This window comes from Aeromonas piscicola (assembly GCF_000820005.1).
GTDB lineage: Bacteria > Pseudomonadota > Gammaproteobacteria > Enterobacterales > Aeromonadaceae > Aeromonas > Aeromonas piscicola.
Genome location: NZ_CDBL01000079.1, coordinates 75,931 through 97,710, shown reverse-complemented (window position 1 = coordinate 97,710; position 21,780 = coordinate 75,931). Strand labels below are relative to the sequence as shown.

Here is a 21,780-nt window from a genome sequence, read left to right as displayed (position 1 = left end):
AGGTTAACCGTCTCTCTACAATTTCGAAGGAAGAAGTCCATGCGCTCTATCTATTGCGGACAGGTCAATGAGGCCCATGCCGGGCAGACCATTACATTGTGCGGTTGGGTCCATCGTCGTCGTGACCTCGGCGGTCTGATCTTTATCGACATGCGTGACCGGGAAGGGATCGTGCAGGTGTTCTTCGATCCGGACAAGCCGGATGCCTTCGCCCTGGCCTCCGAACTGCGCGGCGAGTTCTGCATTCAGGTCTCAGGTGTGGTACGTACCCGTCCTGACACCCAGCGCAACAGCGACATGGCCACCGGCGCCATCGAAGTGTTCGCCCACGAGCTCACCATCATCAACCGCGCCGAGCCACTGCCGCTGGACTTCAACCAGGTCAACAGCGAAGAGCAGCGTCTCAAGTTCCGTTATCTGGATCTGCGTCGCCCCGAAATGGCCAAGTACCTGAAGACCCGTGCCAAGGCCAGCGCCTTCGTACGCCGCTTCATGGACGAGCACGGCTTCCTCGACATCGAAACCCCCATGCTGACCAAGGCCACCCCGGAAGGTGCCCGTGACTATCTGGTGCCGAGCCGGGTGCACAAGGGCAAGTTCTACGCCCTGCCGCAGTCCCCGCAGCTGTTCAAGCAGTTGCTGATGATGTCCGGCTTCGATCGCTACTACCAGATCGTCAAGTGCTTCCGTGACGAAGACCTGCGTGCCGACCGTCAGCCGGAATTCACCCAGATCGACGTGGAGACCTCCTTCATGACAGCGCCCCAAGTGCGCGAGCTGATGGAAGAGATGATCCGCAACCTGTGGCAACACGTGCTGGCCGTGGATCTGGGCGACTTCCCGGTGATGACCTTCGACGAAGCCATGCGTCGCTTTGGCTCCGACAAGCCGGACCTGCGTCTGCCGATGGAGCTGGTCGATGTGGCAGATCTGCTGACCTCCGTCGAGTTCGCCGTGTTCGCCGGCCCCGCCAACGACCCGAAAGGCCGTGTGGCGGCCCTGAAAGTGCCGGGCGGCGCCGAGCTGTCCCGCAAGCAGATCGACGAGTACACCAAGTTTGTCGGTATCTACGGTGCCAAGGGCCTGGCCTGGATGAAGGTCAATGCCGTGGCCAATGGTCTCGAAGGGGTTCAGTCTCCGGTTGCCAAGTTCCTCTCCGATGAGATAGTGCGCGAAATCCTGGCCCGTACCGGCGCGGCCGACGGCGACATCATCTTCTTCGGCGCCGACAGCAAGAAAGTGGTGGCCGATGCCATCGGTGCCCTGCGTCTGAAAGTGGGCCGCGATCTGGGTCTGATGGAAAACAGCTGGAAGCCGCTGTGGGTCATCGACTTCCCCATGTTCGAGGAAGACAGCGAAGGCGGCCTGGCGGCCATGCACCACCCCTTCACCGCGCCGAGCAACCTGGGCCCGAGCGAGCTGAAAGCCAACCCACTCAGCGCCTATGCCAACGCCTACGACATGGTCATCAACGGCTACGAAGTGGGTGGAGGTTCTGTGCGTATCCACAACAGCGAGATGCAGGCCACCGTATTCGACATCCTCGGTATCACACCTGCCGAGCAGCGCCTCAAGTTCGGCTTCCTGCTGGATGCGCTGAAATACGGTACCCCGCCGCACGCCGGTCTGGCCTTCGGCCTGGATCGTCTGAGCATGCTGCTGACCGGTACCGACAACATCCGGGATGTGATTGCCTTCCCGAAAACCACGGCGGCCGCTTGTCTGATGACAGACGCCCCCAGCTTTGCCAACCAGGCGCAGATGAGCGAACTGGCAATTGCGACGACCGTCAAGGGTGATGAATAAGCCGGCATCCGGCACAGTCCCGGCCGCGCCCAGCGCGGCCTACCCGGTCACTTTGTGTTATTGAAATCTAAAAAATATAACGGAGAGTCTCTATGGCAGGTCACAGTAAATGGGCCAACATCAAACACCGCAAGGCAGCTCAGGATGCCAAGCGCGGCAAGATCTTCACCAAGCTGATCCGTGAAATCACTACCTCGGCTCGTATCGGCGATCCGGATCCTGCCAACAACCCGCGCCTGCGTGCGGCGGTGACGGCAGCCCTGACCAGCAACATGACCCGCGAAACCATCAACCGCGCCATCGCGCGTGGGGCCGGTGGTGGCGACGGTGAGCAGCTCGAGACCATCGTTTACGAAGGTTACGGCCCGGCAGGCTCCGCCGTGATGGTGGAGTGTCTGACCGATAACCGCAACCGTACCGTGGCGGAAGTGCGTCATGCCTTCAGCAAGAGCGGCGGCAACCTGGGCACCGATGGCTCGGTCGCCTACCTGTTCAGCAAGAAAGGGCTGCTGACCTTCGTCGGTGTCGACGAAGATGCCCTGATGGATGCGGCACTGGAAGCGGGCGCCGATGACGTGGTGACCGAAGAAGATGGTTCCATCGAGGTGTACACCACCCCGAACGATTTCGGGACCGTGCTGGATGCGCTGGAAGCCGCCGGCTTCAAGGCACAGAACGCCGAAGTGACCATGATCCCTTCCACCGAAGCAGAGCTGGATGCGGAAACCGCACCCAAGCTGATGCGCCTCATCGACATGCTGGAAGATCTGGACGACGTGCAGGAGGTGTACCACAACGGCTCCATCTCCGACGAAGTCGCCGCGACCCTGTAATCCGGTCCGTGAACACTCAGGTGGCGACGCTCTGTTCGTCCCCGCTAAAACGGCAGCCTCGGCTGCCGTTTTTCTTATGATGAGCTGGCACCTGAAGATCGTGCCGACCATGGCATTGCCCGCCTTAATTTTCCCTTAAGTTTGGCGACTTAAGCTGCCTGCCGTGTCCGGGCGCCCCAGCCCCTTGCCGCGCTTGCCCTCAGGAAGAGGTGCGCGGCAAGCGAGCACTCACAACGGGTGCCCCCATGCAGGGGCCCCAGTCCTGCCTGGTTTGTCGGAGTATCGTTATGCGCATCACCCTGGGTGTGATGAAGGTGAATCTGTTGCTGGTGCTGCTGTTTGCACTGGTATTTAACTGGCCCATCTTCCTGCACTTTTACCGCATTCTCACCCAGTTGGAGCACGTCAAGGCGGGCTTTGCCCTCTCTATCCCCTTGGTGCTGCTGGCCGCGCTCAATGCGGTGTTTCTGCCCTTTACCTTTCGCTATCTGCTCAAGCCCTTCTTCGTGCTGCTGATCCTGATGGGCTCTGTGGTCAGCTACGCCATGCTCAAGTACGGCGTCATCTTCGACGTGAGCATGGTGCAGAACATAGTCGAGACCAACAGCGGGGAGGCGACGGCCTACCTCAATGGTTCGGTCGCGCTCTGGTTCCTGCTGACCGGCGTGCTGCCGGCGCTGGCCTTGCTGTGGGTGAAAATAACCTATCCTAGCCCCTGGTATAAGGGACTGGGGTTGCGCCTTGGCTCCATTGCCCTGTCGCTGCTGTTTCTGGTGGGGGTGGCCGCCCTCTATTACCAGGATTACGCCTCGGTCGGGCGCAACAACAAGTCCCTCGGCAAGGAGATAGTGCCTGCCAACTATGTGCACGGTCTCTATCGCTATGCCACGGATATACTGTTTGCCACCCCGATCCCCTATCAGCCGCTGGGAACGGATGCCAAAGTGGTGGGGCAGGGCGGCAAGCCGACCCTGATGTTCCTGGTGGTGGGGGAGACGGCCCGCAGCCAGAACTACTCCCTCAACGGCTACGGGAAGCAGACCAACAGCTTCACCGCTCAGGAGGCGGGCATGATCTCGTTTCGCAACGTGCGCTCCTGCGGCACCGCCACGGCTGTCTCCGTGCCCTGCATGTTCTCCAATCTCACGCGCCGGGAATATGACGACACCCTGGCCCAGTCGCGGGATGGCATGTTGGATGTGCTGCAACACGCCGGCATCTCCGTGCTGTGGAAGGAGAATGACGGCGGCTGCAAGGGGGTGTGCAAGAACGTGCCCACCATAGACATAGAGGCCAAGGCGTTTCCGCAGTATTGCCAGCAAGGTTCCTGCTACGACGAGGTGATGCTGGAGGGGTTGGATCGACAGATTGCCGACATGAAGGGCAAGCAAGGTAACAAGCTGGTGGCTTTTCATCTGATGGGCAGCCATGGTCCGACCTACTATCGACGCTACCCCGCCTCCGAGCGTTTCTTCGTGCCGGACTGCCCGCGCAGCGACATAGAGAACTGCAGCAACGAGGAGCTGGTCAACAGCTATGACAACACCATACGTTACACCGACAAGGTAGTGGCACGGCTGATCGCCAAGCTCAAGACGCTGCAGAACGACTACAACGTGGGGCTGGTCTACCTCTCCGATCACGGCGAATCCCTCGGTGCCATGGGGCTCTACCTGCACGGCACCCCTTACAAGTTTGCGCCGGACGATCAGACCCGGGTGCCGCTGCTGACCTGGCTCTCCCCCCAGTTGCAGGCAGATCGGCGGCTGAACATGGATTGCCTGCAGCAGGAGGCGGCCAGCCAGCGTTTCTCCCACGACAACCTGTTCCACTCAATGCTGGGGATCATGGATGTGCAGACCAAGGTATATGACGGGGCCCTGGATCTGTTCAAACCGTGCCGGGCGGGGTGAATGAGCAAGCAAGGTTGAGTGCACGTAACAACCTGTTGCCCCGCACCATGCTGGGGATCATGGATGTGCAGACCAAGGTGTATGACGGGGCCCTGGATCTGTTCAAGCCGTGTCAGGCAGGGCAAACCGGCGAACAGCACACAATAAAAAAACGGCAGCCACTGGCTGCCGTTTTTTTATCTCGCAAGGCCAGCGCCTTACTTCTGCTCCATGATGATCTGCAACAGATCACCCTCCAGCAGGGCCCGCTTCACCAGAGCGAAGCCGCCTATGGTGGGCTGGTTCTGGAAGCGCGCCTTCACGATGGGCAGACCACGGTGGAAGCTCGGCAGTGACTGGTGTTCGACACAGCGGCGGATGGCCGGGAACAGTATCTCTTCGGCGGCGGTGATTTCACCGGCGATCAGCACCTTCTGCGGGTTGAACAGGTTGACCGTGATGGCCACCGCCCGTCCCAGATGCTCACCCACGTTCTCGATCACGCTGCGGGCCAGTTCATCACCGGCCATGGCGGCCTTGCACACCTCCTGGATGGTGATGTGCTTCTCCTGCAGCGAGCTCAGGTGGCCGCGGCTGATGAGCTCCTTCACCTTGTCGACGATGGCCTCGTTGGAGGCGATGGTCTCCAGGCAGCCGAAGTTGCCGCAGTGGCAGCGCTTGCCGAGCGGTTCGACCTGGATGTGGCCGATCTCGCCGACGTTGCGGTTCTGACCGAGGAACACCTTGCCCTTGGTGATGATGCCGGAGCCCGCCCCCTGGTGCACGCTCACCAGGATGGAGTCCATGCAGTCGCGGGATTCACCGAAGAAGTGCTCGGCCAGCGCCAGCGAACGAGTGTCATTGCCCACGTAGCAGGGCAGGTTGAAGTGGTTCTCCAGCAGCTTGGCCAGCGCCAGATTGCGGATCTGGTACTTGGGGGTATAGATGACCATGCCCGATTCCGGATTGACCAGACCCGGCATGGTCAGCGCTATGCTGATGAGGTTGCGGCTGCGCTCCTGCTGGGCGTCGATGAAGGCACCAATTTCGCGCAGTAGCATGTCGACCACGGGCTGCTGGTCGATCTCGGTCACCTGGGTGATGTGCTGATCGAGCTCCTTGCCGTCGAGATCGTACAGGCTCAGTTGCAGATAGCCGCGACCGAGCTTGGCGGACACAAACTGAAAGCGATGCTTGATGGTGGTCAGGGAGATGGCGCGCCGCCCGCCGGTAGAGGCTTGCGGTGAGGTCTCCTTGATCAGGCCATGTTCGATCAGTTGCCGGGTTATTTTGGTCACGCTGGCCGGGGCCAGCTGACTCAACTCGGCAATTTTGACCCGCGAGATGGGGCCTTGCAGGTCGATGAGCCGATATACGGCCGCACTATTGACCTGCTTGATAAGATCTACGTTTGCTATTTGTCCGCCAGTCATAGTGTCACTGTGTTGTGTAGTGTCCGTTAACCACGGTCCCGCAGACCGTGAAGGCCTGATCAAAGACAGTCAGGTTGGCTATTTTTCCGACCTGGATACTACCGAGACGTGAGTCCCATCCAATGGCGCGAGCGGGATATAGGGTGGCCATTCTCAGTGCTTCATCGAGCGGTAATCCGACCTGTTTGACCAGATTCTCCACCCCTTCAATCATGGTGAGGGCAGAACCGCCGAGTGTACCATTCTCGTCGACGCACTGACCATCGCGGAAATAGACGGTTGCGCCACAAAAATCAAACTTCTCAAAGCCTTCCGGCGCACCGGCGGCAGCGGTGGCGTCGGTGACCAGCACCAGCCGATCCCCCAGCATCTTGTGGGCCAGGCGCACGTTGGCCCAGTGCACGTGATGCCCATCGACGATGACGCCGGCATAGACATCCTTGCGATCGTAGATGGCGCCCACCACGCCCGGCTCGCGGCCGTTCACGGTCGGGGTCATGGCGTTGTAGAGGTGGGTGGCAAAGCGGATACCGTTGTCAAAGCCGGCCATGGCCTGATCGTAGTTGGCGGCGGTATGACCGGCAGAGACCAGGATGCCCGCTTCCACCAGCTGGCGGATGTGCTCCGGCTTGTTGCGCTCCGGTGCCAGGGTGATCTTGGCGATGGCGTCGCTGTTGGCACAGAAGAAGTCGATCATCTCGTCGGCGGGCTGGCGGATCTGCTCGGCCGGGTGAATACCCTTGCGCTTGAGGTTGGTGTAGGGCCCCTCCAGATGCACGCCCAGTACCTCATTGGGGTGGGCAGCCATGTAGTCGCGCGTTACCGCAACTGCCTGCTTCATGTCCGCATCCGGACTGGTGATCAGGGTCGGCAGGAAGCTGGTGGTACCGGATTTCAGGTTGGCGGCCTGCATGGTCGCCAGGGTCTCGGTGGTGATGTGACCGTTGAACATGACGCCGCCGCAGCCGTTGAGCTGCACGTCGATGAAGCCGGCGCAGAGGTTGGCGCCGTGCAAATCATGTTGTTCTATGCCGGCGGGCAGTTCGGCCCGGCGGGAGATGGCGACAATCTTGTCGCCCTCGATCACCACCCCGTAACCGGTCAGCACACAGCTGCCGGTGTAGAGGGTGCAGTTGGTCAATGCGTACATGGTGGCTCCTTACAGACGGCCGATGTTGGCGGCTTCCAGCTGCTGGAAGTAACGCACCGTCTTGACCTTGAGCTCCATGGTGGAGGGCTCGTCGCACACCATCATTCCCTTCGGATGCAGTTGCAGGGTGGAGATGGTCCACATGTGGTTGACGCTGCCTTCTACCGCGGCTTGCAGGGCCTGGGCCTTGCCGTGGCCGGTCACCAGGATCATGATCTCTTCGGCGTCCATCAGGGTGCCGACACCCACGGTCAGCGCCAGCTTGGGCACCTGCTCCATGTCGCCGCCGAAGAAGCGGGAGTTGGCGATGCGGGTGTCTTCGGTCAGGGTCTTGACCCGGGTGCGGGAGGAGAGGGAAGAGGCCGGTTCGTTGAAGGCGATGTGGCCGTCATTGCCGACCCCGCCCATAAAGAGGTTGATCTTGCCGTAGGACTTGATCTTCTCCTCGTAGCGCTTGCACTCGGCCACCAGATCCGGGGCGTTGCCGTTGAGAATGTTGATGTTCTCGGGGCGGATGTCGATGTGACAGAAGAAGTTGTTGTGCATGAAGCTGTGGTAGCTCTCGGGGTGATCTTCCGGCAGGCCGACGTATTCGTCCATGTTGAAGCTGACCACGTGCTCGAAGCTCACCTCGCCCGCTTTATGCAGCTCGATCAGACGCTTGTAGGTGTTGAGCGGGGTGCCGCCGGTGGGCAGGCCCAGTACGAAGGGGCGATCGGCAGTGGGTTTGAACGCATTGATACGGTCAACGATGTAACGGGCAGACCACAGGCCCACTTGGCTGGCAGATTTCAACGGGATCAGGCGCATTGTAGATACCTCTGTACGGGTTGCTGCCGGGGTGTCGGCGGCAAATAGGCTGAGACGGATTCAAGTTGTTTTATAGCGTAAATAAAGATTGCGAACTAAGCCACATGTATCCGCTACCTTTATCTCGTTTGGGTGATAATGATCACGAATATACGTTTATTAATTTGCGCAGCGAAATAAAAGCCCTAGACTGCCAAACAAGCCTTGATGGCTTATGCGTCAAACGTGATAAGCACTTAATTTCTAGAAAAACATTAACTAAGGAGAGGAACCGTGAACATTCTCGGTTATTTGCAAAAGATCGGCCGTGCCCTGATGGTGCCGGTAGCGGTATTGCCTGCCGCCGCGATCCTGATGGGGGTTGGCTACTGGATCGATCCGAACGGTTGGGGTGGTGACAGCGCGCTGGCTGCCTTCCTGATCAAGGCGGGTGCCGCCATTATCGACAAAATGGCCATCCTGTTTGCTGTCGGTGTCGCCTATGGCATGTCCAAGGATAAAGACGGTTCCGCCGCGCTGGCCGGTCTGGTCGGCTACCTGGTCGTGACCACCTTGCTGAGCCCGGGTGCTGTATCGCAAATCCAGCAGATCCCGCTGGATCAAGTGCCTGCAGCATTCGGCAAGATTGAGAACCAGTTCATCGGTATCTTGACCGGTGTGATTGCCGCCGAGCTTTACAACCGCTTCAGCAGCGTCGAGCTGCACAAGGCGCTGGCCTTCTTCTCCGGCCGTCGTCTGGTGCCGATCGTGACCTCAGTGGTGATGATCGTCGTCGCCTTCATCCTGATGGCCGTCTGGCCGGTCATTTACGGTGGTCTGGTGAGCTTTGGTGAATCCATCGTCAACCTGGGCTCTACCGGTGCCGGTATCTACGCCTTCTTCAACCGTCTGCTGATCCCCGTGGGTCTGCACCACGCCCTGAACTCCGTGTTCTGGTTCGACGTGGCCGGCATCAACGACATCCCGAACTTCCTGGGTGGCCAATCCTCCATCGACGCCGGTAAAGCGGTTGTGGGTGTCACTGGTATGTACCAGGCTGGCTTCTTCCCCATCATGATGTTCGGTCTGCCGGGCGCCGCGCTGGCCATCTATCACTCCGCCAAGAAAGAGAACAAGGACAAGGTTGCATCCATCATGATCGCCGCCGCCTTCGCCGCCTTCTTCACCGGTGTGACAGAGCCGCTCGAATTCTCCTTCATGTTCGTGGCACCTGTGCTCTATGTCATCCACGCCTTGCTGACCGGTCTGTCCGTGTTCATCGCCGCCAGCATGCAGTGGATTGCCGGTTTCGGCTTCAGTGCCGGTCTGGTGGATATGGTGCTCTCCAGCCGCAACCCGCTGGCGACCCACTGGTACATGCTGCTGGCACAAGGTCTGGTGTTCTTCGGCCTCTACTACGTCATATTCCGTGCCGTCATCGTCAAGTTCAACCTGAAAACCCCGGGTCGTGAAGATGACGAAGCCGTACCGGTACAGGCTCAGACCACAGACCGCACCGAACTGGCTCGCCAGTATCTGGAAGTGCTGGGTGGTCAAGAGAACCTGGTCACCATCGATGCCTGCATCACCCGTCTGCGTCTGACCCTGAAAGACCGCAGCATAGTGGATGAGCGCAAGCTGAAAGCCCTGGGCGCGGCCGGTGTGGTCAAGCTCGGTGAACAGAACCTGCAGGTGATTCTGGGCCCATTGGCCGAAATCATCGCCGGTGAGATGAAGGCCCTGCGTTAATCGGGCGCCAAGCTCGCCTCAAGTCTAAGTCCATTGTTGACATAACTAGGGCCCCGCCTCGGGGCCCAATATAAAAAAAGCCAAGAAATTCCAACCTTTACTTCAAATGAGAGCAGCAGTTATGAACTTGAAACATTCTCTGTTAGCCATTGCCATGTCTACCGTTTTTGTCAGCCAGGTACAGGCAGCCGATGCCGCCAAGCAAGCCGTGGTCGATTCCCTCGCCAGCAACCTCGTCGTCAAGTACGAAGTCGTCACCAACGACGGTGCCGGCACCGGCCTCGATTGCCAGGCGCTGGGTTCCGAGTGGGCGAGCTGTGGCGTTGCCAAGCTGCACCTGACCAATACTGGTGCTGACGTGACCTCCAAAGACTGGAGCATCTATGTCTCCTCCATCCGTCGCATCCAGCGGGTCGACAACGACCAGTTCACCATCACCCATCTGACCGGCGACCTCTATCGTTTGACGCCAACCGAGCAGTTTAAGGGCTTTGCCAAGGACGCCACGGTCGAAGTGCCGCTGGTGGTGGAATACTGGGTACTGTTCGAATCTGATATCATGCCGAACTGGTATGTCGCCAGCGAAGGTGCCGAGCCGAAAGTGCTGGCCAGCATGAGCAACATCGACGACGCCAGCACCTACGAGAAGCCGATGCCGGCCGATGGCTGGAAGCGCACCAAGGATGACAACAACATCCTGATGAACAGCGAGACCCGTTTCGCCGCCAACCTGACCAGCAGCCTGCTGCCGGCCAGCAAGATTGATGACCAGATACTGCCGACCCCGATGAAGCAAGTGATCAAATCGGGTCCGCAAGTGGACTTCTCTACCATCAAGCTCAACGCGCTGGATTTGCCAAGCGATCGCGCCGAAGCCCTGAAGGCTCAACTGACCAAGCTGGGTGTTACCCTCTCCGACACCGGCTATCCAGTGACCGTCAAGCTCGGCAGCAAGCTCAAGCAGGCCGAAGGTTATGACCTGACTATCGGCAAGCAGGGCACTGTGATCCAGGGGCACGACATCGAGGGTGCCTTCTGGGGCGCGCAATCCCTGCTCTCCCTCTTGGGGGTCAACGACAAGCTGGTCAGCCAGATGAGCGTCGAGGATGCGCCACGCTTTGAATACCGCGGCATGCAGACCGACGTGGCCCGTCACTTCCGTAGCCTCGAAACCATGAAGAAGCTGGTTGACCAGATGTCAGCCATGAAGCTCAACAAGTTGCACCTGGGGCTGACCAACGATGAAGGCTGGCGTCTGGAGATACCGGGTCTGCCGGAGCTGACTGACGTCGGCAGCCAGCGCTGCCACGATCTCTCCGAGAGCAAGTGCCTGATGCCGCAACTGGGTTCCGGCCCGACCAGCGACAACCAGGGTTCCGGTTTCTACAGCAAGTCCGACTACATCGATTTGGTGCGTTATGCCAAGGCCCGTGGTGTCACCGTCATCCCCGAGATCAACATGCCGGCGCACGCCCGTGCTGCCGTGGTTTCCATGGAGGCGCGCTACCAGCGTCTGATGAGCGAGGGCAAAGAAGCGGAAGCCAACCAGTTCCGTCTGACTGACCCGGCAGATACCTCCAACGTTACCTCGGTGCAGTTCTACGACAAGATGTCCTTCATCAACCCTTGCCAGCCGGGTGCTGCCACCTTCGTGAGCAAGGTGATGGATGAAGTGGCCCAGATGCACCAGGCCGCCGGTCAGCCGTTGACCGCCTGGCACTACGGTGGTGATGAGGCGAAGAACATCATGCAGGGCGGTGGCTATCAGGATCCGGCCGTCACCAAGAAAGAAGAGCTGGTCGCCTGGAAGGGCAACGTCGACTCCAGCAAGCAGGACAAGCCGTTCGGCAAATCGCCGGTCTGCCAGAAGATGATCGATGATGGCAAGATCAAGGACGTGGCCGAGCTGCCGGTTTACTTCGCCAAGGAAGTGAGCGAGCTGGCGAAAGAGCGTGGTTTCTCAACCCTGCAGGCGTGGGAAGATGGTCTGAAATACGCGAGCAGCGCCAAGGATTTTGCCACCGACAAGACAGTGGTCAACTTCTGGGAAACCCTCTACTGGGGTGGCTTCAACGAGGCGATGAAGTGGGCGCACAAGGGCTATGACGTGGTGCTCTCCAACCCGGATTACCTCTACTTCGACTTCCCGAACGAGGTGCACCCGGCCGAGCGTGGCTACTACTGGGCAACCCGTTTCAATGACACCCGCAAGGTGTTTGCCTTTGCCCCAGAAAACCTGCCACAGAACGCCGAGACCTCGGTTGACCGCGACGGCAACGCCTTCGTGGCCAAGGGTGACCAGGATCCGGTCAAGTTCCGCGGTATCTCCGGTCAGCAGTGGAGTGAAACCGTGCGGACCGATGCCCAGTACGAGTACATGGTCTACCCGCGTATCTTCTCCGTGGCCGAGCGTGCCTGGCACAAAGGTGGCTTCGAGCTGAACTATGTGAAGGGACGCGAGTTCTCCGGTGAGACCAAGCATGTCAACAAGGCCACCCTCAACAAAGAGTGGAACCAGTTCGCCAATCTGCTGGGTCAGCGCGTGCTGCCGAAGCTGGATCAGGCCGGTGTTGAATACCGCCTCTCAGTACCGGGCGCCAAGGTCATCAACGGCAAGCTTGAAGCGAACGTGGATCTGCCAGGCTTGCCTATCCAGTACAGCCTGGACGGCACCACCTGGGCTGCCTATGACGCCGCGGCCAAGCCGAGCGTGACCGGCAAGGTCTACCTGCGTACCACCAGTTTCGATGGCCAGCGTACCAGTCGCGTCACCGAGCTGAACTGATAGCAGCCAACCGCTAACACCAGGCGGGTCGCAAGACCCGCCTTTCCCAAGGCCGACACTGCGTCGGGTTTGGGAAAGGTTGACTGTGCGTGTGAGCCTTTGTTGTGTGTGTGTATTGTCTGTTTTTGTTTTTCATCACCTTGAACCCCGCCCAGTGCGGGGTCTTTTTTATCCGCGACCAGATGATGGCGGCTGGATCACCTCGTTTTGGCGTGCCAAGGGGCCGGATTGGCCAAATTCAGGTTGAGGCAAGGCGCGTAATGAGGGATCATAACCGGCTTGATGGCGGGGGGATGAGGGTGCCAGCCGGCACAACTTCCGCCAGTGACGCATTTTTGAGGTGAGCCATGAGTCAGGCGAACAGCCCAACTAACTTTATTCGTCAGATCATTGATGAAGATCTGGCCAGCGGTAAGCACAACCACGTGCATACCCGTTTTCCGCCCGAGCCGAACGGTTATCTCCATATCGGCCACGCCAAGTCAATCTGTCTGAACTTTGGCATCGCCCGTGACTACCAGGGCCAGTGCAACCTGCGTTTCGATGACACCAACCCGGTGAAAGAAGACATCGAATACGTGGAGTCCATCAAGCAGGACGTGCAGTGGCTCGGCTTCCAGTGGAGCGGCGAGATCTGCTACTCCTCCGACTATTTCGACAAGCTGCACGGCTACGCCATCGAGCTTATCGAAAAGGGTCTGGCCTATGTGGACGAGCTCTCTGCGGAGCAGATGCGCGAGTACCGCGGCACCCTGACCGAAGCCGGCAAGAACAGCCCGTTCCGCGATCGCAGCGTGGAAGAGAACTTGGCGCTGTTTGCCAAGATGAAGAACGGTGAGTTCGCCGAAGGCAGTGCTTGCCTGCGCGCCAAGATCGACATGGCGTCCCCCTTCATGGTGATGCGCGATCCGGTTATCTATCGCATCAAGTTTGCCCACCATCACCAGACCGGTGACAAGTGGTGCATCTATCCGATGTACGACTTCACCCACTGCATCTCGGACGCGCTGGAAGGGATCACCCACTCCATCTGTACCCTGGAGTTCCAGGACAACCGTCGTCTGTATGATTGGGTACTGGACAACATCACCATCGACTGCCACCCGCGTCAGTACGAGTTCTCTCGTCTGAACCTCGAATACACCGTCATGTCCAAGCGCAAGCTGAACCTGCTGGTGACCGAGAAGCACGTGGATGGCTGGGACGATCCGCGCATGCTGACCGTTTCCGGTCTGCGTCGTCGTGGCTACACCTCTGCCTCCATCCGCGAGTTCTGCAAGCGCATCGGCGTGACCAAGCAGGACAACATAGTCGAGATGAGCATGCTGGAAGCCTGCATCCGTGACGATCTCAACGAGAACGCACCGCGCGCCATGGCCGTGCTGCATCCGGTGAAGGTGGTCATCGAGAACCTGGCGGCCGATGAGGTGCTGACCGCACCGGCGCACCCGAACAACGCCGAGATGGGCACCCGCGAGCTTCCCTTTACCCGCGAGATCTTCATCGATGAAGCGGATTTCAAAGAAGAAGCGAACAAGCAGTTCAAGCGGCTGGTGCTGGGCAAGGAAGTACGCCTGCGCAACGCCTATGTGATCAAGGCCGAGCGGGTCGAGAAGGATGCGGATGGCAAGGTGACCTGCATCTACTGCTCCTACGATCCCGATACCCTGGGCAAGGATCCGGCGGATGGTCGCAAGGTGAAGGGCGTGATCCACTGGGTCTCCGCCACTCACTCCCTGCCGGCCGAAATCCGTCTCTACGATCGTCTGTTCAAGATGCCGAACCCGGGTGCCGAGGCTGACTTCGAAGGGGCGCTCAACCCGGATTCGCTGGTGATCATCGAGGGTGCCCGCGTCGAGGCTTCCCTCAAGGATGCCAAGCTGGAGTTTGCCTACCAGTTCGAGCGCGAAGGCTATTTTTGCGCCGACAACAAGCTCTCCAGCGCCGAGCGTCTGGTGTTCAACCGCACCGTGGCCCTGCGCGACGTCTGGGGCAAGGCCGAGGCCTGACAAGCAGAGGGCAGGGGAGACCCTGCCACTCTTGTCCGGATTACGGACACAAAAAAGCCAGCGCTATGCTGGCTTTTTTATTGACCGGTGCAAGACGCCATCAGTCGTCGTGCTTGCAGTCGCCGTTGGCGCAGTGGCCGTACAGATAGAGGCTGTGATTGGTCAGGCGAATATTGTGATGCTTGGCGATATCGCGCTGGCGCTGCTCGATCACTTCGTCGGAAAACTCGATCACCTTGCCACAATCGAGGCAGACCAGGTGGTCGTGGTGTTCCTGGGTGGCCAGCTCGAATACCGACTTGCCACCTTCGAAGTGGTGACGGGTAACAATACCGGCATCATCAAACTGGTTGAGAACGCGATATACGGTAGCGAGACCAATCTCTTCACCCTGGTCGATCAGTCGTTTGTACAGATCTTCCGCACTGGTGTGCTGGCAATCCGGCTGTTGCAGGATTTCCAGGATTTTGACGCGGGGCAAGGTGATCTTGAGCCCGGCCTTTTTTAACGCTTGGTTGTTGTCTGCCATATTCTACTTATTCGCATTCTCGAAGGTGTGGTTATTCTGATTGACTGCCGCTGGAATGGCAACCACGAACTCGCTTGGCCTGTCATTATAGGTCGTAGCCAACCTAAAAATAAACCCAGTAATTCAAGGGCTTTAGCGCAAAGTCCGCCATCTGGCCGAATTGGTGAAATCGCGGCACCGGCTTGCTCGCCCGTCGAATGTTGATAAGATGTAACCTTCTTCATTGTCTGGTCGGATGAGATCCATGGATTGGCTTTTTGACAACGCGGCCTGGGTGCGCCGCGCCCTCAACGCCTGGCCCCCCTTCTGGGGCGCAGGCATCAAGATAGAGATGCTGAGCGATGATTTTCGTTACTGCCGGGTGACGCTCAAATCCCGCTGGTGGAACAAGAACGCCAACCGCACCCAGTTTGGCGGCAGCATGTTTGCGATGACGGATCCCATCTACCCGCTGATGCTGATGGGGTACTTCAAGAACCGCTATTACGTCTGGGACAAGGCGGGCAGCATCAATTACATCAAGCCGGGCAAGGGCAAGCTGGTGGCCGAGTTCAACCTGACCGACGGCAAGCTTGCCGAGATTGCGGCGGCGACCGAGGGGGGCAACAAGCACTTCCCCGAGTTTGAGGTCACGGTGCAGGACAAGAGTGGCGAGCTGGTGGCCCAGGTCAAACGCACCCTCTATGTGCGTGCCAAACCCGAGCACAGAGGTGGCTGAAAAGGTCAGATCGCAAAAACAACAAGGGCCCCGGCGGGGCCCTTGTTGTCAGAGGTAGCTGGCTTGCCGGATCACTCCAGCTCGGCCAGGCACATTTCTTCATGCAGCTGCTTGCACCAGCCCTTGACGCGCTCGGCGGTCAGTTCCGGCTGGCGATCTTCGTCGATACCCAGACCGACGAAGTGCTTGTCATCCACCACAGCCTTGGAGGCTTCAAACTCGTAACCGGCGGTTGGCCAGTTGCCGATGATGATGGCGCCTTTGGCTTCGACTATGTCACGCAGGGTGCCCATGGCGTCGAGGAAGTACTCGGCATAGTCTTCCTGATCACCGCATCCGAAGATGGCGACCAGCTTGTTGGTGAAGTCGATCTCTTCCAGCTCGGGGAAGAAGTCATCCCAATCGGCTTGGGCTTCGCCGTAATACCAAGTCGGGATACCGAACATCAGCAGATCGAAGCTGTCGATGTCGGCCTTGCTGCTCTTGGCAATGTCACGGACTTCAATCAGTTGTTTGCCCAGTTCTTTCTGGATCATCTTGGCGACAGCTTCGGTATTACCGGTATCGCTGCCGAAAAACAGACCTACACTAGCCATAGTGTTTAGTTACCCGTATCTGGTGTTAATGCTTAACGGTCAGATTGCGATGCCTGCTGCGAAAGCAGACTCAATCTGTTGCTTCAGGATAGATTGGATCAGCTCGGCTCGGCTGACGTTCTGTTGTAACGCAAGTTGGTTCAGGCGCTCCAGCAACTCGGCCTCCACCTTTAACTCGACCCGTTTCAGGCCGTTCTCGCGATCGCGCTTAAGCTGGTTGCGCTTGTTGATCTTGAGTTGGGTCTCACGGGGGAGTGGATTGGTCTTTGGCCTGCCGGGGCGCTTCTCATTTGCGAACAGATCCAGTGTTGTTCGATCAGTTTGCTGTTTGGCCATACATCACAGATGAAAATAAGTTAGCCGATCCCTGAGCCTTCCCAGCCCAATTCGATCAGCCCCTTGGCGACAAAACCCGCGCAACCCAGACAGAGTACCAACCAGACGATGACTCGACCAAAACGGGGCACGTTGCCGCGTTTGAGTACGTCGTGAATGGCCAGGCCAATCAATATGAAAATAGCCAGCAAGAATAACTTCAGGCCCAGACTCTCAATCAGATCGATATGTTCACTTAGCATGGATTGCGCACACTCCTTATGACGGGCGCACTATATCACAAAGGATTTGAAACTGTTAACCGCCTGTCGACAGGAAATCCACAACCAATTTGTTGAACAAAACCGGCTTTTCGGCGTGCAGCCAGTGACCTGTTCCGGCGATGATGCGCGCCTTTGCCGCCGGGAATTGTGCCATCACAGTGTCGGTATATTGGGGCTGCATATAGTCCGAATCGCCGCCCTTGATAAAGAGTGTCGGCCCTTCGAATCGACGCTGGTTGTCGGGCCAGCCCATGATGTTGGCGTAATTGCGCTCAAGGGCCGCTACGTTGAAACGCCAGCCCCAACCGGACTCTCCCTTGACGAAGGATTTGAGCAGGAACTGGCGTACGCCGGCGATCTCGATGTGCTCGGCCAAAATGGCCTCTGCCTCGCTGCGGCTCTGCACCGGCTGGTTCAGGGTGGCGTTGAGACCGGCGAACACATTCTGATGGCGGGAGTGGGGATAGGCGACAGGGGCTATGTCGGCCACCACCAGTCGGGCGACCCGGGCGGGAGCCTGCTTGGCCAGTTGCATGGCGACCTTGCCGCCCATGGAGTGACCGATCAGGGATACCTGATCCAGTGCCAGGGCATCGAGCAGGGCGAGCACGTCGGCGGCCTGCTGGGGGTAGCTCATCTCGTCGCTGTGAAAAGAGGCGCCGTGGTTGCGCAGATCCACGCTGATGACGCGATAGTGCTCGCCCAGGGCGCGGGCCAGCAGCCCCAGGTTGTCCAGGCTGCCGAACAGACCGTGGATCAGCACAACGACCGGGCCCTGGCCCTGTTCCTTGAAGTTCAATAATGGGTTTTGTTGCAAAATGACACCTTGTCGGTCGTGGGCTTTTTTGCCTGATTTTTTAACACACTGAAAGAAAAGGATTTCATTCCTTGAGGGGCATTTTTTTGTGGTTTTTTTTCAAAAAAATGACTCCGGATGCGCTATCAGTGCGGAGGATCACACACTTGGCCCCGTATTATGCCGTATTCTCGATGAGATTCATGCACATCTGCCAGCCCTTGGCTTGGGCTGCCGGGTTTGCCTATGTATAATCGCCGCATCCGAATTTCGACGAGTCCAGCGCATCCCTATGAAAACCATCGAGCTTGATGACGATCTCTATTTCTATATCGCCAGCCAGACCCGGCACATTGGTGAGAGTGCCTCCGATATCCTGCGCCGTCTGCTGGAACAGCCCACGCATATAACAGTGCAGGTTGCCGAGCCTGTGGACCTCCCCCAGCCGAGCGTCGCCACCGATGCCATGGGGCTGCAGGCCCTGCTCGACTCTGGCGAGCTGCAAAAAGAAGAGAAGTCCATCAACCGCTTCATGCAGGTGCTCAGTACCCTCTATCGGGATAATCCGGTCGGGTTTACCCAGGCCACCGAAATCAAGGGGCGCAAGCGCGTCTATTTCTCGCGGGATCCAGAGGCACTGCGTGCCAGCGGCAGCACCACCAAGCCCAAGCCGGTGCCGGATACCCCGTTCTGGGTGATCAGCAATACCAATACCAGTCGCAAGCAGAACATGGTGGCCCAGATGATGGCCAGCATGGGCTACGACGAGGCGCTGATCGCCCAGGTAAGCAGCGCGATTTAACGGTTCATCAAGTTCAGGCCTTGCCCGGCAAGGCCGCCATCAAGCAAGGATAACGCCATGGCTCAGCATTCCCACGCCGGTCAGCCGGCTCGTTTAAGTGACCTGACCAACATTCCCCGTCTGGTCAGCGCCTACTACCTCAACAAGCCTGACATGAGTCGCCCCGAGCAGCGGGTGGCCTTTGGCACCTCTGGCCACCGTGGCAGCGCGCTGCACAACGCCTTTACCGAATCTCACATCCTGGCGGTAACCCAGGCGCTGGTAGAGTATCGCCAGCAGGCCGGCATCACGGGCCCGCTGTTTGTCGGCATGGATACCCACGCCCTGTCCGAATCTGCTTTTGCCAGTGCGGTGGAAGTGCTGGCGGCCAACGGTGTCGAGACCCGCATCCAGGCTGGTATGGGCTTCACGCCGACGCCGGTCATCTCTCACGCCATCTTGCGCCACAACGCTAGTAAACCCGCTGCGCGTGCTGACGGTGTGGTGATCACCCCGTCCCACAATCCGCCGGAAGATGGCGGCTTCAAGTACAACCCGCCCCACGGTGGCCCCGCCGAAGGGGAGATCACCAAGTGGGTGGAAGACAGGGCCAACGCCATTCTGGAAGCGGATCTGGCCGGCGTGAAACGGATGCCGTTTAGCGATGCCCTCAAGAGCCCCTTCGTGGTTGAGCACGACTATGTCACCCCCTATGTGGACGACCTGAAAAACGTGCTGGATCTGGATGCCATCAGAGAGGCCGGTATCAAGATTGGTGTCGACCCGCTGGGTGGCTCCGGCGTCGCCTACTGGGACGTCATCGCCAAGACTTATGGTCTGAACATCGAAGTGGTCAACTATCGTGTCGACCCTACCTTCTCCTTCATGACCCTGGATAAAGACGGCAAGATCCGGATGGACTGCTCCAGCCCGTTCGCCATGGCAAGCCTGATTGCCCTCAAAGACAAGTTCGACATCGCCCTTGGCAACGATCCTGACTACGACCGTCACGGCATCGTCACCAAGTCCGGCCTGATGAACCCGAACCACTATCTGGCGGTGGCGATCCAGTATCTGTTTACCCATCGCAGCGGCTGGCCCAAAGCGGCGGCCGTTGGCAAGACGCTGGTCTCCTCTTCGATGATCGACCGGGTCGCCGGCGAGATTGGCCGCACCCTGAAAGAGGTGCCGGTCGGCTTCAAGTGGTTTGTGGATGGTCTCTACAGCGGCGAGTTCGGTTTCGGTGGCGAGGAGAGCGCTGGTGCCTCCTTCCTGCGCAAGGATGGCACCGTCTGGACCACCGACAAGGATGGCTTCATCCTGGCGCTGCTGGCCGCGGAAATTCTGGCTGTGACCGGCAAGGATCCGCAGGCTCACTACGACGCGCTGGAAGCCAAATTCGGCCGCTCCAGCTACCGTCGTATCGACGCGCCGGCCAACAGCGCCCAGAAAGCCGTGCTCTCCAAGCTGGATCCGGCACTGGTCGAAGCCTCTACCCTGGCCGGTGAGCCCATCATTGCCAAGCTGACTCGTGCGCCGGGCAACGATGCCGCCATCGGTGGCCTCAAAGTGGTGACCGAGAACGGCTGGTTCGCGGCGCGTCCCTCCGGTACCGAGTCCATCTACAAGATCTACATGGAGAGCTTCAAGGGCGAGGCACACCTGGATTTGATCCAGCAAGAAGCCCAGCAGATTGTCTCCGCCGCCTTGGCCAAAGCGGGTGTCTGAGTCAGCATCAACCCACTGAAAGCTAAATAAAAACTGACTGAAAACCAAAAGAGGAGCCATCACGGCTCCTCTTTTTTATTCCTCTCGGCCAAGGCGGTCTGGCGCTCACGCCTTGTCGCACTGGCCAGTGCTCGCCCTGCGGGCCTGCCAGCGCTTGAAGAAGGGCCGCGCCGGCAGCTTCATCAGGAAGAGGGAAAGCAGGATCACCCCGATGCCAAGCCACTGGCGGCCATCCAGGGTCTCGCCCACCATCAGCACGCCGCAGGAGACCGCCACCATGGGATTGGTGAGGGCCAGCATGCCCATCACCTCGGGGCCGTGGCGCTTGAGCCCCCACAACCAGGCCCAGTAAGCCAGCGCCGTGTTGAGCAGAATAAGCCAGATCAGCCCTGGTGCACTCGCCGAATGGGGCAGCGGCATGGGGCCGGCCAGCCACCAGGCGAGTGGGATCAGCATCAGGCCGCCGAGCAGCAGCTGCCATGCGGTCAGCGCCAGCAGATCGCTCACCGGCCAGCGTTGCATCCAGCGGCTGGATTGGCCGATGAGCAGGGTTGCCAGCAGGGCGCAGGTCACGCCTATGGGATCCAGATTGGCGGAAGGGTTGAGCAGCAACAGGACCCCGGCCAGCCCCATCAATCCCAGCAGCAGCCACTTCAAGCTGGGCCGCGTGCCATCCTGCAACCAGGCCAGCAGCATCAGCACCAGCGGCAGTGTGGCGCCGAGGGTGCCCGCCACGGCCCCCGGCAGCCGGAAGGCGGCCACGAACAGCAGGGCGAAGAAGGCGGCTATGTTGCAAAACGCCAGAAGGAACTGCTTGCCCCAGGGCAGGGGCGGCAGGCGCGGGTGCAGCAACAGCAGTAGCAGCCCGGCGGGCAAGGCGCGCCACACCGCCACCCAGTAGGGGGAGTAGTCGGTCAGGTAGAGGCTGACAACGGCATAGGTGCTGCCCCACAACAGGGGAGCCAGCAGGGCGATCAGCAGAGGCATGATTTATCTCTTCGTAAAGTATCTTTAAGTAAAGATAATATGACCCCGAATTGGTTTACTATCAAGTATCTCGATGAAAAGATAAGTGACCTGAGATGGACAGTGATCATGTAGACCTGCTGCTGGCGCAGTGGGCCCGGCAGAGACCGGATCTCGACTGCTCGCCCATGGGGGTGCTGGGTCGGGTGGCGCGGATGGCGGCGATCGCCGGACGCGAGGTGAGCGATGAGCTCAAGGAGTGCGGCCTGCTTGGCAGCGACTTCGATATTCTGGCGACCCTGCGCCGTGCGGGTGAGCCGCTGACGCCGACCGTGCTCTATCAATCCGCCATGCTGAGCTCGGGGGCCATGACAGCCCGGCTCGACAAGCTGGCCGAGCGGGGGCTGATAGAGCGGCAGGCGGCGCCAAGCGACAGACGCAGCCTGCTGGTCTGCCTGACCGAGTCGGGCAAGACGTTGATCGACCGGGCGGTCGAGCTGCATGTGGCCAACGAGCGGCGCTTGCTGGCGCCACTGAACGAAGCCGAGCAGGCACAGCTGGCGGCCTTGCTCAAACGCTGGCTGCTGGAAAACGAATGACGAAAACGGGCCCGCGGGCCCG

Annotated in this window: 19 protein-coding genes; 10 read left to right on the top strand and 9 right to left on the bottom strand. The window is 59.3% G+C overall.

Annotated features, from left to right (window positions below; translation table 11 throughout):
* Window positions 1-39: 39 nt before the first annotated feature.
* From aspS to BN1128_RS21135, 3 genes are all read left to right on the top strand, one after another.
* On the top strand, window positions 40-1,806 hold the full coding sequence (gene aspS, locus BN1128_RS21145) for an aspartate--tRNA ligase (RefSeq protein WP_042872497.1): 1,767 nt from the start codon (window positions 40-42) through the stop codon (window positions 1,804-1,806).
* 92 nt (window positions 1,807-1,898) lie between these two features.
* Window positions 1,899-2,639, top strand: coding sequence for a YebC/PmpR family DNA-binding transcriptional regulator (locus BN1128_RS21140; protein ID WP_005313105.1), 741 nt, complete (start codon window positions 1,899-1,901; stop codon window positions 2,637-2,639).
* Between the two features lie 287 nt (window positions 2,640-2,926).
* Complete coding sequence (locus BN1128_RS21135) at window positions 2,927-4,552, top strand: phosphoethanolamine transferase (RefSeq protein ID WP_042872495.1); 1,626 nt, start codon at window positions 2,927-2,929, stop codon at window positions 4,550-4,552.
* Between the two features lie 197 nt (window positions 4,553-4,749).
* On the opposite strand, the gene nagC is transcribed toward BN1128_RS21135, so the two are convergent.
* Genes nagC through nagB form a run of 3 tightly spaced genes read right to left on the bottom strand, consistent with a single transcriptional unit; the run spans window position 4,750 to window position 7,924 of the window.
* Entirely contained in the window at window positions 4,750-5,964 is a 1,215-nt protein-coding gene (gene nagC / locus BN1128_RS21130; RefSeq protein WP_042872493.1) for a DNA-binding transcriptional regulator NagC, read from the bottom strand.
* 4 nt (window positions 5,965-5,968) lie between these two features.
* On the bottom strand, window positions 5,969-7,114 hold the full coding sequence (gene nagA / locus BN1128_RS21125) for an N-acetylglucosamine-6-phosphate deacetylase (protein ID WP_042872492.1): 1,146 nt from the start codon (window positions 7,112-7,114) through the stop codon (window positions 5,969-5,971).
* A gap of 9 nt (window positions 7,115-7,123) precedes the next feature.
* Entirely contained in the window at window positions 7,124-7,924 is an 801-nt protein-coding gene (gene nagB / locus BN1128_RS21120) for a glucosamine-6-phosphate deaminase (protein WP_042872490.1), read from the bottom strand.
* A gap of 273 nt (window positions 7,925-8,197) precedes the next feature.
* Here nagB and nagE point away from each other — a divergent pair, with 273 nt between their 5' ends.
* From nagE to glnS, 3 genes are all read left to right on the top strand, one after another.
* Window positions 8,198-9,652 (top strand): N-acetylglucosamine-specific PTS transporter subunit IIBC, encoded by a 1,455-nt coding sequence (nagE, locus tag BN1128_RS21115; RefSeq protein WP_042872488.1) that lies wholly within the window; start codon window positions 8,198-8,200, stop codon window positions 9,650-9,652.
* 121 nt (window positions 9,653-9,773) lie between these two features.
* On the top strand, window positions 9,774-12,437 hold the full coding sequence (locus BN1128_RS21110; RefSeq protein ID WP_042872486.1) for a beta-N-acetylhexosaminidase: 2,664 nt from the start codon (window positions 9,774-9,776) through the stop codon (window positions 12,435-12,437).
* 347 nt (window positions 12,438-12,784) lie between these two features.
* Entirely contained in the window at window positions 12,785-14,446 is a 1,662-nt protein-coding gene (glnS, locus tag BN1128_RS21105) for a glutamine--tRNA ligase (protein WP_042872484.1), read from the top strand.
* A 100-nt stretch (window positions 14,447-14,546) separates the two neighbouring features.
* Here the strand turns inward: glnS and fur are convergent, their stop codons facing one another.
* The gene (gene fur / locus BN1128_RS21100) at window positions 14,547-14,975 is read right to left on the bottom strand and encodes a ferric iron uptake transcriptional regulator (protein WP_005309693.1); all 429 of its coding nucleotides are present in this window, start codon (window positions 14,973-14,975) and stop codon (window positions 14,547-14,549) included.
* A gap of 244 nt (window positions 14,976-15,219) precedes the next feature.
* Between fur and BN1128_RS21095 the strand changes: the two genes are divergently transcribed.
* The gene (locus BN1128_RS21095) at window positions 15,220-15,693 is read left to right on the top strand and encodes a DUF4442 domain-containing protein (RefSeq protein ID WP_042872481.1); all 474 of its coding nucleotides are present in this window, start codon (window positions 15,220-15,222) and stop codon (window positions 15,691-15,693) included.
* Window positions 15,694-15,764: 71 nt separating this feature from the next.
* Here BN1128_RS21095 and fldA read toward each other — a convergent pair whose 3' ends face one another.
* The 4 genes from fldA to BN1128_RS21075 are packed head-to-tail and all read right to left on the bottom strand — an operon-like array spanning window position 15,765 to window position 17,687.
* Window positions 15,765-16,289: a flavodoxin FldA gene (gene fldA / locus BN1128_RS21090; RefSeq protein WP_017412672.1), complete on the bottom strand. Its 525-nt coding sequence runs from the start codon at window positions 16,287-16,289 to the stop codon at window positions 15,765-15,767.
* A gap of 39 nt (window positions 16,290-16,328) precedes the next feature.
* Complete coding sequence (gene ybfE / locus BN1128_RS21085; protein WP_005309699.1) at window positions 16,329-16,625, bottom strand: LexA regulated protein; 297 nt, start codon at window positions 16,623-16,625, stop codon at window positions 16,329-16,331.
* A gap of 20 nt (window positions 16,626-16,645) precedes the next feature.
* Window positions 16,646-16,867 carry a DUF2788 domain-containing protein gene (locus BN1128_RS21080; protein ID WP_005309702.1) on the bottom strand — a complete coding sequence of 74 codons (222 nt, stop codon included), beginning with the start codon at window positions 16,865-16,867 and terminating at the stop codon, window positions 16,646-16,648.
* A gap of 55 nt (window positions 16,868-16,922) precedes the next feature.
* A complete protein-coding gene (locus BN1128_RS21075; protein ID WP_042872478.1) occupies window positions 16,923-17,687 on the bottom strand; it encodes an alpha/beta fold hydrolase in 765 nt (254 codons plus the stop codon).
* 289 nt (window positions 17,688-17,976) lie between these two features.
* On the opposite strand from BN1128_RS21075, the gene seqA reads away from it, so the two are divergent.
* Window positions 17,977-18,486, top strand: coding sequence for a replication initiation negative regulator SeqA (seqA, locus tag BN1128_RS21070; protein WP_042872477.1), 510 nt, complete (start codon window positions 17,977-17,979; stop codon window positions 18,484-18,486).
* A 57-nt stretch (window positions 18,487-18,543) separates the two neighbouring features.
* Window positions 18,544-20,193 (top strand): phosphoglucomutase (alpha-D-glucose-1,6-bisphosphate-dependent), encoded by a 1,650-nt coding sequence (gene pgm / locus BN1128_RS21065; protein WP_042872475.1) that lies wholly within the window; start codon window positions 18,544-18,546, stop codon window positions 20,191-20,193.
* A gap of 105 nt (window positions 20,194-20,298) precedes the next feature.
* On the opposite strand, the gene BN1128_RS21060 is transcribed toward pgm, so the two are convergent.
* On the bottom strand, window positions 20,299-21,180 hold the full coding sequence (locus BN1128_RS21060; RefSeq protein WP_042872473.1) for a DMT family transporter: 882 nt from the start codon (window positions 21,178-21,180) through the stop codon (window positions 20,299-20,301).
* A gap of 95 nt (window positions 21,181-21,275) precedes the next feature.
* Here BN1128_RS21060 and BN1128_RS21055 point away from each other — a divergent pair, with 95 nt between their 5' ends.
* Window positions 21,276-21,758, top strand: a complete 483-nt coding sequence (locus tag BN1128_RS21055; protein ID WP_042872471.1) for a MarR family winged helix-turn-helix transcriptional regulator — start codon at window positions 21,276-21,278, stop codon at window positions 21,756-21,758.
* Window positions 21,759-21,780 lie beyond the last annotated feature (22 nt).

Coding starts and splice junctions, on each gene's coding strand:
- BN1128_RS21095 (WP_042872481.1), top strand. CDS start 15,220: ATGGATTGGCTTTTTGACAACGCGGCCTGGGTGCGCCGCGCCCTCAAC.
- nagB (WP_042872490.1), bottom strand. CDS start 7,924: ATGCGCCTGATCCCGTTGAAATCTGCCAGCCAAGTGGGCCTGTGGTCT.
- BN1128_RS21060 (WP_042872473.1), bottom strand. CDS start 21,180: ATGCCTCTGCTGATCGCCCTGCTGGCTCCCCTGTTGTGGGGCAGCACC.
- ybfE (WP_005309699.1), bottom strand. CDS start 16,625: ATGGCCAAACAGCAAACTGATCGAACAACACTGGATCTGTTCGCAAAT.
- pgm (WP_042872475.1), top strand. CDS start 18,544: ATGGCTCAGCATTCCCACGCCGGTCAGCCGGCTCGTTTAAGTGACCTG.
- BN1128_RS21135 (WP_042872495.1), top strand. CDS start 2,927: ATGCGCATCACCCTGGGTGTGATGAAGGTGAATCTGTTGCTGGTGCTG.
- nagC (WP_042872493.1), bottom strand. CDS start 5,964: ATGACTGGCGGACAAATAGCAAACGTAGATCTTATCAAGCAGGTCAAT.
- aspS (WP_042872497.1), top strand. CDS start 40: ATGCGCTCTATCTATTGCGGACAGGTCAATGAGGCCCATGCCGGGCAG.
- BN1128_RS21080 (WP_005309702.1), bottom strand. CDS start 16,867: ATGCTAAGTGAACATATCGATCTGATTGAGAGTCTGGGCCTGAAGTTA.
- BN1128_RS21140 (WP_005313105.1), top strand. CDS start 1,899: ATGGCAGGTCACAGTAAATGGGCCAACATCAAACACCGCAAGGCAGCT.
- fldA (WP_017412672.1), bottom strand. CDS start 16,289: ATGGCTAGTGTAGGTCTGTTTTTCGGCAGCGATACCGGTAATACCGAA.
- seqA (WP_042872477.1), top strand. CDS start 17,977: ATGAAAACCATCGAGCTTGATGACGATCTCTATTTCTATATCGCCAGC.
- BN1128_RS21055 (WP_042872471.1), top strand. CDS start 21,276: ATGGACAGTGATCATGTAGACCTGCTGCTGGCGCAGTGGGCCCGGCAG.
- BN1128_RS21110 (WP_042872486.1), top strand. CDS start 9,774: ATGAACTTGAAACATTCTCTGTTAGCCATTGCCATGTCTACCGTTTTT.
- fur (WP_005309693.1), bottom strand. CDS start 14,975: ATGGCAGACAACAACCAAGCGTTAAAAAAGGCCGGGCTCAAGATCACC.
- glnS (WP_042872484.1), top strand. CDS start 12,785: ATGAGTCAGGCGAACAGCCCAACTAACTTTATTCGTCAGATCATTGAT.
- nagA (WP_042872492.1), bottom strand. CDS start 7,114: ATGTACGCATTGACCAACTGCACCCTCTACACCGGCAGCTGTGTGCTG.